Here is a 12,362-nt window from a genome sequence, read left to right on the forward strand (position 1 = left end):
AGCCTGTTCACCTGCGGCTACGTCGTCGGGTCGTACGGCAGCGGCATCGACTCCGGCTTGGACAGTTTGCCCAGCGGTAGCCGTCGGCCACGACCGCCGTTTTGCTGATTGTTGATCTTGTCGTTGGCGACCCACCAGTCGTAGGTGGTGGCGCGCGGAGCGGTCCGCGTCGCCTGATCTCCGTCCCCGTTGACGGCGGCATATCGCGGGTAGTGCACCGGGAGACCGACGAACCCGTACGCCGCGTTGAGGAATGCGTCCCGCACGTCGGACATCCGCTGCCGCAACATGCTGTCGTAGGCGGTGACCAGCCGCTGGGGTGCATCGGCGTCGTCCGGCGCCGGTGACAGCGACAGCGTGCGGTAGCGGTCCAACAGCCGGTCGCCGGTGAACAGCCGGGTGCGATCCCAGTCGATCTCGACCCGCACCGCGCCGAAGCCCAGCGGTTTGCCCAGCCCCAGTTTGAGACAGGCCCCATCGGGCAGCGACAGCAGCCACAACAGCGCGGCCAGCTCCATCCGGCTGAGGTTGTCGACCTGCAGGGTTAGCCGGAACGTGCTGCCCGGCTTCACCCACTGCGACACCACCGTGCTCACGTCGGGTTTCGCGCCGGCCGGCGCGGCGTACTCCCGGTAGCGGGGCCGTCCACCGACCCGTGGCCGCTGCGGCGGATCGGTGGGCTCCGCCGCTGGCGTCCAGTACTTCTGCGCGCCGTCCGCGTCGTCGAGCACCTCGGCGTGCGTCAGGTACGTCTTGCGGCCCCTCAGCTGCCGAACGTCCTCCGCTGCTGGGAACCCCTCGGCTGGATGCCGGCGCGGGCTGCGCAGCGGCGCGCCGTCGCGGTCGCCCAGATAGAACAGGAACTGGGACGGCTTCGGCGAGTTGAGTGTGACCAGGGTCAGCGGGCGCGGGAGCCGGTGGACCGAGCCGGCCCCGGGTGCGTCGTCCCCGTCGGGCGGCAGCACCCGCAGATGCCCCCGGTGGGCCACCCCGTCGTCGTCGCGACCCTGCCGGACCCAGCCGAACACCCGGTCGGCGGGGGAGAGCAGCGTACGGTCGGTCGCCGGCCGGTGTGACGCCGGCAGGCTGGTCACCGGCGCTCCGGGGAACGGCTTGCGGCCGATCATCGCCGGATACAGCCCGGTCGGCTCACCCTTGCGGTCGAACTCGACGTAGAGGGTGTCCCAGACCTGCAGGGTCCGCCACCGTTTCGCGTCCCACACGTAGCCGCCATAGTTGCCTTTAAGGTCGCGCTCCGTGTCGTGGGCACGCTGGTAGGAGTCGATTACCGCCGCCCAGCCCTTGAGCAATGGCTCGCCAACGTCGATGTATTCGTACTTCAGGTCGGCAGCACCGCTGTTGTCGAGGACTTCGGTGACGAACAGCCGCTCATCGTGCTTGCCTCGGCCGCCGGCCGGGAAGGTGCTGCCGGTCCAGTGCACCACGCCGCGCACGTGTACCAGCGGCTGACCCGCGATGTGCTGGGCGTCCCCGCTGCGGGTCTGCTCCGCCCGGGTGCGGGTCCGCTCGGCCCAGGCGTGGGCCTGCTTCGCGCGGTCCTGGTCGACCTGCTCGCGAACCTCGGCGTACGTGGCGACCCGCCAGAACAGGAACTTGCGGCGGTGGTGTCGGGCCAGGTAGATCCATGCGTCGACTTCCCGGCCGCGTTCCTCGCTGCACTCCGGCGGGTTCGGACCGTTGTTGTGCCCGACCGGGCTCCGGCACCCGCCGGGCCGGTGACAGGCCAGCCGCCGGGGCAGCCACGCCGCTGGGTGGACCTGCTCGTCGGAGTGGCTGGCCGGCCGCAGCGATCGGATCACCTGCAGCCGGACGGTGCCGTCGCCGATCTCGTCGACCACGGCCGGCCGTAGTTGCAATGCCGACTTGTCGGCGGTGGCCCGGATCGCCAACTGTTGGTCGTGGCCGGTGAACACGCCGAACCGGGAGTTGGTGATCGCCTCGTAGGCCGACCGCAGCGCACCCTTGACCGCCGAGCCGGCCAGCACCGGTCGGCCGGCGTGGTCGACCCGTACCAGCAGCGGCGCGTCGGCGCCGTCGGCCGCGCGCCGCCCATGGTCCGGGATCAACATCGGGGTACGGGTGGTGATCTCCACCGCGATCGTCCCGCTCCACCGCGTGGCGTCGTACCGATCGTGGCCGGCCGGCGGCCCGTCGCGCAGCGGCTCGGGCAGGCCGTCACGGTCCGGGATCGGGATGAAGCCGTACGGGTTGAGGAAGCTCCGCTCAGCCGGGGTCAGCTCTTTCGGGCCGGCGGCGTCGTTGCTCGGGCGCTGGTCACTCATCGGGCTTCTCCTCGGCTTCGACCTTCTTGTCCTTGTCTTTGTCCTCGGACGCGGCGGGCTGAGGGCGGTGCACCAGCCCGGTCAGCCGTTCGTCGATCACGGCGACGTTGCCGTGCCGGTCCTCTTCGAGGTACTCGACGACCTGCAGCCATACGAGGTGGCCGTGGGTGGGTTTCGAGCCGCCGACCGGGACGTCGAGCACACCGATACGGGCGTCGTGCAGCGCGACCCAGCCTGTTGCGGGCTGCGGATCGACCGCCACTCCCCACAGCAGCCGCTCGTGCCGCAGCCGCTGGCCGGTAGCGCCGTCGCTGACCTGCACCGCCGTGCCGGTTCCGGCCGAGGTGTTCCGCCAGCGCAACTCGGTGTCGGTGGTGAACGCCCGCATCTCGAACACCCCGGTCAGATCGAGTGCGGTTCCGTCGGGGCCGGTGGGCGCCCCGTCGGCGTCGAACCGGAACCAGCGGACGTCGGCCGGCCGGTAGCAGAACCCGATCCCCGGCCCGGCGTCGTGAGCGAAGCTCTGCAGTGCCTGACCCACCGGCCCTTGGCCCTGGACCTTTTGATGGCGCGCGACGGTACTCACGCTTGCCCTCCTGTCGTTGCCGCCAGCCACGCCGTCATCAGTGGCTTGGTCACCTCGTCGTCGGCCAGCACCTCGGCGAGGGAGCGGCCGTCGAGTCTCCGACACCAGCCGGAGCGGGCGTCGGCCTGGAACCGCACCCTTTTCGGGTCGACCCGCACCCCGCCAGCGCCGCGCGTGGTGCCGTGGCCGAAGCCGAGCCAGCCGTCGCACAGGTCCCGCAGAACCAGCAGCAGCAACGCCAGCGCTGCCCGTCGGTCGTCGTCGGCGCGTGCGCTGGTCGTCGTCGGATCCTGGTCGAGTTGGTCCACCGCCAGGTCGAGCGTGATCGGCTGCCACGCGTCCACCGTGGTGGCATGCGGCTCCAACGTCGCGAACAGCAGCGCGTCGGCGGCCCCGCCGGTCCAGCGGTCCACTGCCACGTGATGGGCGATGGTGAACTGGATTCCGTCGACCGTAGCGTTCAGTTCGTCGACCGCGCGCTGCAGTGTGCCCAGCGCGGCTCGTACCTGATCGGTCGTGCGCTCCGGTGGGTTGCCGCCGTCGGGGGCGTGCGCGTTCTGGTGCACGGTCTCGTCGAGGCGTCGCTGCAGCAGGCGTACCGCGTCCCATTGGGCTGTCGGCAGGGCGGCGTTGCTGACGCAGGTGGCTACCTGCAGGGCACCCCGCCGCCCGGCCGGCAGGTCACGGTCCTTGCTGTCACGGGCGGCGGCGGTGCCGAACAGCGCCGCCACCGGCCCGAGCCCGTCGGCCCGCATCTGGTCCAGGAACTTCTTCGGAGCGGTGGCGCCGGTCACCGTACGGGTAATCCGCTCAGCGTGACTGCGCAACACTCCCTTGATCGAGCTGCCAGGCAGCTCCAGATGGGTGCGGTCACCGTTGCGTCCGGTCAGCGGAAACGCACTGACCACATCCCCGTCGGCGCTGACCTGCACGGCGAGTGGACCGTGCGGGCGCCAGGGCACGCTGATCCGCAACGTCCCAGGCGGCACCGCCCCGGGATCGGCCTCCGCCAGATCGACCTTCTGACCCCCGCTGCACAGCGCGGCGAGCATGCCGGCCCGGGTGGCCAGATCCGACACCCGCAGTACGGCGTCCTCCAGCCGGACCAGGCCGAGCCCTCGGGTGGTGGCCGCCCCGACACTGATCCCCGGCCCACACAGCCGGGCCGCGACGGTGCGGGCAAGTTTCTCCGCCTTGCTGGTGGAGTCGTCGGTCGGGGCATCGACGACCATCCGGAACTCGAACCGGGTGCCGGCGGGCAGCACCTCCCGGCTGAACAGGTGCCCCCTGGCCGCCACCCCGTGCACCCGGTCGATCGACACGTGGTCGCGTAGCTCGACCTGCGGCTCGTCGATGGCGGGGGCGTCATCGATCCGCACCCGGGAAGCCGCCCCGCCGGTGCCGTCGGGTTTCGGCGCCAACCCCCACAACAGGTAGTCAGGCGCGCCTGCGGCCCGCAGCGTCGAACGGATCACCCCGGCCAGCGCGGTGCCGGGCAGCAGCGGCCGGCCCGCTCCGTCGCGGGCCTGGACCAGCTGTGCCGGCCCGGCGTCGAGACCACCGATGTGCACCGGCGCCTGAGCGACGAGGGTGCCGGTCAGTTCCCATCTACTGGTTACCAGGCGGCTCATGCCGGCGCCTCCTCGTCGTTGTTGACCTCCGGACTGTCCGCTGGTCGGTTGCGGCGCTGCTCGACTTCGGCCCGCACCACTTCGGCGAGCAGCCAGCCGACTGCCTGCCGGTGCAGTTCGTCGGGGATCCCGCTGGGCGGCCGGACCCCCAGGTACGACCAGAGCGCCTCCGCACCGGACACGAGCTTTGTCAGCCGGTCGAGCCGGTCGCCACCCCAGATCTCCTTGCGTGACCGGTTGCGGCGGGTCGCCGCGACCCAGCCTCGGATCTGCTCCAGGCCGCCGTCCTCGGCGACCCGGTCGGCGAGGGTCCGCAGCGTGCCGAGCTGCGCCGCGGTTGCCCGTGGCGGCACGAATTCCTTGCGTACCTCGGCACTGGCTGCCCGGACCGCCGCGGCGCGATGCAGCTCCCGGCGCCAGCCACGGTGCAACAACTCGCCGGCTACGTCGCGGCTGTTGCCGGCTTTGACCACCTTGACCAGCGCCTGGTCGAGCAGTTGTGGCTGCAGCGCCAACCGGCCGTAGCCCTCGGCGGTCCGCTCGCCGATCCCGGCCGCCTCGACCCGGCACAACGCTGACTCGTCGGGCACTCCGGTCATGTCGAACCGGAAGACGCTGCCGCCGGCCAGGCCGGTCAGCGACGGTCGGGGCATCGACCAGCGCTGCTGCCACGACTCGACCCGTCTGACGGTGGCCAGCTCCGCCGGTGGCTGCCCGGGAGCCGGATCGGGCAGTCCCAACTCGACACCCAGCTCCTCGCTCAGGGCGGCCGCCAGCGCGGTCGCGTCAGCCAGTGGTTCGCCGGCCGGACCGCGTAGCAGCAGGTCCGACAACAACCAGACGACGAGCTGCTGGTCGGTACGGATCTCGCCCCGGGCAGCCAGTCGTGGTGTGCCCGGGTCGAGTACGTCGACCTTGACGTGGCCGTAGTCGTCCTTGCGGGACCGGCCGATCCCGTGCTCGCCGTCCAGCCAGTCGATATCCAGCGCCGCGTCGGCCGGAAGCCACAGCTCACAGCGCAGCACGGTGCCGGCGGCGATCGCCTGGTAGACGAACAACCCTCCGGAGTCCTCGGTGGGCCGTTGCGTGCCGTCGTCGACAACGGCGTGGGCCTGCGTCACCAGGTCGACCTGCGCGAGGTGGATGCCTCCGGCGCCGGCGCGGACACAGAAGTCGTCATCCGTGCGTAGGCGTCGGCCGTCGTCGTCACGTGGTTGGAAAATGTTGACCAGTGTCTGTGAGCCGTCGGGCCGGTCCGGTTGGGCGTCCTTGTCGTGGTGCAGGGCGCGAGGTCGAGGCAGTGCCCGTTCGCCGTTGACCTCGATGGTGGCGTTGGTGACCACCACCTGGCCGCCGGTGATCAGCCCGGTGGCGCGCCTGCCGAGCGCCTTCGCCACCATCGGCAGCAGCGACGTGCCCGGCACGTACTTGTCGGTCAGCACCATGTTGCCGATCACCCCACGGGCGACCAGCAGCGGAGTGAGCGCGGTGATCCGCAGATCGTGGCGGTGTCTGAGCTGCTCGGTCGCCCGGGCACCGAGCGTGGTGCCGGCCGGGTCAGCGCTGGTGCCTGCCAGGATCGCCGCGCTCGGCTCCTTCGCCTGGTCCACCTGGTCGAGCAGGGCGGCCAGGTGGGGACCGGCGCGGCCGTCAACGCTGGCCCTGTCCCCGGCGACGGTGACCCGGCAGCGCCCGGCGCCCCGGCGCCGCTTGCCGCCGACCGCGTCGACGAGGCGGGCGGCGGCCCGCAGCAGCAGCTCCGCCTCCCACGGCACCGGATCGTCGGCGGCGAGACCGGGGAAGACCAGCTGCCAGTTGGCGGTGACGGTCAGCCCCACTGCCGCCCGCTCCTCGATGCGGAACGTGTCGTCGGCAGCGGTGTGCCGGTCGGTGTCGATCGCTACCCCGGGGCGCAGCAGTACGGCCGCCTCCCGGGCCAGCGCCTGGTTGCGCTCGTCGAGCGCCGCGATCGCCTCCCGTACCGGTGCGGCGAGACGCAACGGCCGGGCCTGCAGCGTCGCCGGCACCGGCATTGTGCGAGGCTGCGGACCGGCGTCGAGCTGTTGCCGGGACGACGCGCCCGGCTGGCTGCCGAAGATCACCTCGACCCAGGCGTGCCAGGTGCCGGTGGTGCCCTCATCCAGTCCGGCCGCGACCGTTTCCGCCGTGTCGCGAAGCATCGCCGCGAGTGCCTTGCCTCGCAGCATCGGCAGCCCATCGGCGTCCCGCTGCACTTCGCGGTCGACCGCGCCGTGCCGCCCGGTGCCGGTGCCGCAGGCCCAGTCGCTGAGAAACTCCACCTCGACGGTGAACGGCTGCTCGTTGCGCAGCCCGGTGCTACCCGTCAGCTGATCGATGTCGGCCATCAGAGCACCGCCTCCTGTCGTGGCGGCTGCCCGCCGGTACGGCCGGCCTCGCGGTCGGCGTGCGGCGCGGTGCCGGTGGCCATGTCGATTAGGTCGACCGCGCCGAGGAGCCTGCTGAACCGCACCTGCTGTCGCTCGCCGTCCGGCGAGGACTCCTCGGCCGGCTCCTGCACCAACAGATGCGCATCGAGGAACGGTCGCGCCGTCGCCGGGTCGGGTGCCCAGACGGCGACCTGGTCGCGTGCCCGCTCGACTTCGGCGCGTCCTGTGAGCAGCGCCTGCCGCAGCCGGTGCAGGGCGCTGCGGGGCAGCACCGGCGGATCGTCCTCGCTGGCCTTGCTCAACTCGTCGACGGCGCTCCGTAGTAGGGCGACATCGTGGGCCGCCGCCCAACTGCCGGCCTGTGGCGTACCGATCACGACCGGGCCTGGCCACAACCGCGACAAGGCACGAGCACCATCCGGCACGGTCAGCGGCGTGCGGATCTGCTCCAGACGCTGCCCGACGGAGTCATGCAGGACATGGAAGTCCAGCGCGCCGCAGCGATCGTCGATCCGTTTGATCTGCTTGGCTGAGGTGCACAGATCCTCGGCCAACTTGTAGGCCTGGCTGAACGGGTAGTGCGGCTTGACGTACGCGATCCCGGCGCAGGCGGTCAGACCCGGATGCTCGGTGCCGGCCAGGACCTTTCGGACGACCGGATGGCCAGCGGCGATCTTCGCGAATTGTTCGATGAAGGTCGCGGTCACGTCGAACGCCGGCCGGGCGTCCATCACCACGGTCACGTCGTCCCCGCCGACCACCAGGGGCAGTAGCCAGTTGTCGCGACCCCGCTGGGCGGCGACCGCCTGCTTCAGCGCTTCCAGCGTCACCTCGTCGAGGGCTGCGCTGAAGGCCCGCAGGTTGTCAAGGAACTCCGGACCGGGTTCTTGGGCCAGCTTCTGGAAAATGGCGCCGATTCCGTTACCGTCGGCGTGCATCACCGCGACCCAGCCGGCGTTGCTGACGCCGTCCGCCAGTTGACTGGCGCTGACCACCGCTTCCTCGCCGAGCCGACTCGCCATCCGCTGACGGCCCGCGTCGCGCTGCTGCCACGCGGCGTCAACCCTGGCTGATCTCGAGTACGGCCTGGTGCCTTCGTAACCGAAAGCGGTCGACGGCTGACCTGAGTAGTGGCAGGGCCGGGTGAACGGCAACGTCGGGTGCCGCAGCAGTGGCGACGGACGCCGGCTGCGCCACGCCGCCTGCAACTGGTACGCCCGGAGGAGTCCTTTCCCCAGCTTGTCTTCGGTGACCGACGTCGGATCCACGGTCCCCCAGATTTCCAGGCCCGGTGCCTCGTCGAGGGCACGGCGGGTCACCGCCCGGATGACCGCCCTGCCGGCGTCCTCGTCGTCGGCAAGCAGCAGCGCTTTGCCGGAGGCGGCCACCACGATCTCGACGACGGGTTCCGGGTGCTCTTCGTTGACCTTGTCGACGGCGGTCTTCACCCACTCGGTGCCGCTCCGGAAGATCAATTCGCTGGCCCCGACGTTCACTGCTTGTTTGTTGCTGGCGAACACGTACGCCTGATTGGCGCCGGTCTCTATCACCACCCAGTGCCGGCTTTTGCCGCTCGCTGGAGACTGGCTGCTCATCCGTTCCCCTCTGTCGTTCCGGTGTCTCAACAAGACACGGACGGACAGGTGAACCTCGAAGGACGGTCCACCGCTGCGTCGAGGGCAGCCGGCAAACATATCCGATGCGACTGTCCAACCGCACCGGACCGGTAGACGGATTTCAGACAGCCACCCGGTGACACCGAAATTCCAACCGGGTGATCGTCAGGAGAGAACGCCGCCGGCCGCCCCGGCGATCAGCCGGATCATCAGCCAGCCACCGACCGCTGGCGGCGCCAGCAGCAGCATCACGATGACGACGCCGTACAGCACCCGGACCGGTCGGCGGGCCACCGGCCGAACCTCCGCAGCCGCCTGGTCCGCTTCCTCCACTGTGCTCCGCCACCTGCGGATCCCGGCAACCGTGGCGGTGAGCCCGGTGGCCAGCAGCCCGGCGGCGCAGCCGAGCACGATCGCCCACGACGCCCCGAACATCGTGGTCACCATCACGCTCCGCCCGACCGCCGGCAGGCATTCGGCCGACCCCTCGGTGCCGCAGACACCCACGAAGATCGGCGCCGGTGACAGGAGGACCCCGCCGGCGGCGGTCACCGTCGCGGCCAGCAGCGCCAGCGGGAACCGCCCGGCCGGTCCGACCAGCAGACCGGCGACCAGTGCCGCCACCGCCGCGACTCCGGCAAGCAGATAGCTGTTGGCCAGCAGCAGGTAGATGCCCGCGCCGACGATGTTGTCGCCGCCCGCCAGGCCGTCGCACGTCCGGACCAGCAGGGCCAGCAGCGTCGCGGTCACCAGGAACGCCGTCGCGCCGGCGACGCCGGTCCACACCGCCCGGCCGAGCCGCAGCCGGGCGGGTCGCGGCGGCTGTGCCCCCGACGCGGCCAGCCCGGCGGCCTGCCACCACCGCGGCGGCGCGACCGGCGGGCGCAGCAACGCGATGACGGCGACCGCCACGCTCGGCAGTGCCAGCAGCAGCGCCGAGCCGGGCAGCGCGGCGACCGCCACCATCGGCAGGTAGGCCCGCATAACCAGGGCCTGCGCCGGTGGCGACCACTCGGCAGTCCAGGCCAGCCCCGGGGTGACCAGGTCGAAGTCGAAGACGGTCGTCATCAGCAGGCTGTCGTGCATGGCGGACCACGACACGTGGTACGGGTAGAGCACGAGCGCCGCGACCAACGTCGTCACCAGCACGCCCACCCTCGGCGTCCAGTCGACGACGCCGGTAAACACGTGTGCGGTCTGCCGCATCCAGACCACGAGGACCAGCATCATGCCGGCCAGCGCGCCGGCCGCGACCCATCGTGCCAGTCCGGTGGCGCCATCGGCGTCGAACAGCCCCCAGCTGCCCACGCTGCCGTGGTAGAGCGCGAACGGCTCGCCGACCAGGATCCCGGCGGTCATGGCCGCGGCCAGCGCCGGCGGCGTCAGCCACGGCCGCCGTACGCCGGGCAGCAGCCGTTGGCGCAGCACCGCGTGCCAGCCGATCACGGCGGCGAAACCGGCCAGCAGCACCGCCCCGGTGAGGTGGGTGAGCACACTCATCGCCGGGTAGGCCAGGAGGAACGTACCCGGATCGCTGACGAACCCGAGGACGAGCTGCACTAGACGAGTAGTTCCGAAACCGGGATGCTCCTATCGATGTCAAGCGGCCAGTTCAAGATCATTTGATGTGATGATCTAATAGAGCTCACGGGCGACGTAGCGCTTGAGACACCGGATGATCTCTTTCTTGGACAGGCCGTCCTTGGTACGCCGGTCGGCGTAGGCGCGGGTGCGGGGGTCCCAGCGCAGCCGGCAGAGCACGACCCGCCAGAGGGCGGCGTTGGCGTACCGGTCGCCGCCGCGGTTGAGACGGTGGCGGGTGGTCTTGCCTGATGAGGCGGGGATCGGGGCGACGCCGCAGAGCATGGCGAACGCCGCTTCGGAGGCCAGCCGGTCGTGGTTCTCGCCCGTGGTGACCAGCAGTTGCCCGGCGACCTCGGTGCCCACACCGTTGGCGGCGACCAGGGCGGGGTTGATCGCGGCGACCAGCGGCTCCAGCAGTTCGTCGAGATCGGCGATCTCGACCGACAGTTGCTGGTGGCGGCGCGCGAGGGATTGCAGGGCGATGCTGGTGGCGGTAGCTGGGCTGGCGACGTCGGCCCGGTCGGGTCGCAGGTTGGCGCAGGCGGCGATCAGCTCCTTGACGGCCAGGCCGCGCAGGCTGGCCCGCAGCTGGTCGGGGGCGGTGACGATCAGGGCCTTGATCTGGCGCTGGACGTCGGCGCGCTGGTCGACGGCGCTGCGACGGGCCACGCGTAGGTTACGCAGTGCCTCGACGCGGCCGTCGCGGTGCTTGGGGGTGCCGGTCCGTTCACCGGCCAGGGCCGTCTTGGCGGCCTGGATGGCGTCGATCGGGTCGGACTTGCCCTGAAACCGGCGGGTCTTGCGGTTGGGGCGGTCGACCTCGATGACGTCGACGCCTTCCTCGCGCAACAGGTGGGTCAGGCCCGCGCCGTAGGCGCCGGTGCCCTCGATTCCGACTCGCAGCAGCTGTCCGAACCCGCGCATCCAGGCCAGCAGGGCGGCGTAGCCGGTGGCCGTGGCGGGGAACTGCTGGGTACCCAGCACCCGTCCGACCAGGTCGATCACGGCCGCGGTGTGGGTGTCCTGATGGGTGTCCACCCCGCCGGCGACGTCGAAGATCGCGGCGTGGTCAGGTGTAATGGAGGGCATCGTCGTCCTGTCGTTCGTGACTGGGGCAGGGCGGCGCGCACCAGCTGGGCGACGCGGACAAGACAGAGATGGGGCCTCTGGCCAGGCTCCTATGAGGTCACAACGCCACGTCCGGTGCGTGCGCGAGCACCTCCCGACCGAGGTCGACAGATCCCGTTGAGGACCCGAGGTCAGTCAGTGGTTGGGTCAGACCTCGGCGGGAGGTGCTCTTCTCCATCATCTCTGTCAGTGGTCGTAGGCGATCAGTGACCGGGTGACGGATGCGCCGGTCTTGTTGTTGTGCCAGATCGCGGCGGCCATCGCGAGGAGGCGTTGAGCGACGCGTACGGCGACACCGGTGAAGGTCCGTCCGCCGTGTTGTTCCAGGTCGAGTTGGCCTTTGAGGGTGTCGTTGACCGACTCGATCAGCTGGCGGACCTTGTTGAGCAGCGGTTCGCCGTGGCGGGTCTTCTCCTTCTTGCGGGACGGGCGTAGCAGGGTGATGCCCTGGTCGGCGAGGTTCCGCTCGAAGGGTCCGGACGCGAAGCCCTTGTCGCTGATCAGCAGGATGCCGTCGTGTTCGGCGACGACACCGGCCTCGACCTCCAGCATCGCGGTGAGGACCTCCCGCTCGCCGAGCTTCGGGTTGGCCAGAGCCCACAGGATCGGCATTCCGGTCGGGGTGCAGACCAGGTACAGGCGCAGTCCCCAGAAGAACCGGGAGTGGGAGGCGCAGTAGCCGTATCCGGCCCAGCCGGCCAGGTCCGAGCGTTGCACGGTGGGGCGGGACATGCCGCACGGCACCGGGGTGGAGTCGACGATCCAGTGGTTGTCGAACCAGAAGTCACTGTCGCGGGCCAGGGCCCGGATCGTCTTCTTGATCAGTGGTAGCGCGGCGCGGAGCCGTTTGTTGTAGCCGGGTCGTTGTGGCAGGTAGGGAAACCAGGGGCGTAGGTGGATGCGGGCGTAGCGGATCCAGTGGGCTTCCGAGCGGGCGCCGAGCAGGACCTGCGCCACGGCCAGGCACACCAGCTCCGAGTCGGTCAGCAGCGGTGGTCTGCCGCGCCACCGGGGCGTGCGGATGGTGTCGTCGATCTTGACGTACAGTGCGGTCAGGAGGGTGTCCAGGTCTTGCGTCACAACACGATCTTGGACACCCTCTCTTC

General features: G+C 70.7%; 8 protein-coding genes. All 8 read right to left on the minus strand.

All coding sequences use genetic code 11. The annotated features are described in order from the left end of the window. Nucleotides 1-17 precede the first annotated feature (17 nt). Nucleotides 18-2,303, minus strand: coding sequence for a TIGR03986 family type III CRISPR-associated RAMP protein (locus ACN27F_RS30095; RefSeq protein WP_421438846.1), 2,286 nt, complete (start codon nucleotides 2,301-2,303; stop codon nucleotides 18-20). Continuing rightward, a complete protein-coding gene (gene csx19, locus ACN27F_RS30100; protein WP_421438847.1) occupies nucleotides 2,296-2,889 on the minus strand; it encodes a type III-D CRISPR-associated protein Csx19 in 594 nt (197 codons plus the stop codon). Before csx19 ends, ACN27F_RS30095 begins: the two co-directional genes overlap by 8 nt. Then, complete coding sequence (locus tag ACN27F_RS30105; RefSeq protein WP_421438848.1) at nucleotides 2,886-4,520, minus strand: RAMP superfamily CRISPR-associated protein; 1,635 nt, start codon at nucleotides 4,518-4,520, stop codon at nucleotides 2,886-2,888. Before ACN27F_RS30105 ends, csx19 begins: the two co-directional genes overlap by 4 nt. Beyond that, entirely contained in the window at nucleotides 4,517-6,886 is a 2,370-nt protein-coding gene (locus ACN27F_RS30110; RefSeq protein ID WP_421438849.1) for an RAMP superfamily CRISPR-associated protein, read from the minus strand. The genes ACN27F_RS30105 and ACN27F_RS30110 overlap by 4 nt, the downstream gene beginning before the upstream one ends. Continuing rightward, nucleotides 6,886-8,523: a Cas10/Cmr2 second palm domain-containing protein gene (locus tag ACN27F_RS30115; RefSeq protein WP_421438850.1), complete on the minus strand. Its 1,638-nt coding sequence runs from the start codon at nucleotides 8,521-8,523 to the stop codon at nucleotides 6,886-6,888. Before ACN27F_RS30115 ends, ACN27F_RS30110 begins: the two co-directional genes overlap by 1 nt. Nucleotides 8,524-8,709: 186 nt before the next feature. Further along, entirely contained in the window at nucleotides 8,710-10,104 is a 1,395-nt protein-coding gene (locus ACN27F_RS30120) for a hypothetical protein (RefSeq protein ID WP_421438851.1), read from the minus strand. Nucleotides 10,105-10,179: 75 nt separating this feature from the next. Then, nucleotides 10,180-11,217: an IS110 family transposase gene (locus ACN27F_RS30125; protein ID WP_421438852.1), complete on the minus strand. Its 1,038-nt coding sequence runs from the start codon at nucleotides 11,215-11,217 to the stop codon at nucleotides 10,180-10,182. 225 nt (nucleotides 11,218-11,442) lie between these two features. Continuing rightward, a complete protein-coding gene (locus tag ACN27F_RS30130) occupies nucleotides 11,443-12,336 on the minus strand; it encodes an IS982 family transposase (RefSeq protein WP_421438853.1) in 894 nt (297 codons plus the stop codon). Nucleotides 12,337-12,362 lie beyond the last annotated feature (26 nt).

It is taken from the genome of Solwaraspora sp. WMMB335, assembly GCF_049179075.1.
Taxonomy (GTDB): domain Bacteria; phylum Actinomycetota; class Actinomycetes; order Mycobacteriales; family Micromonosporaceae; genus Micromonospora_E.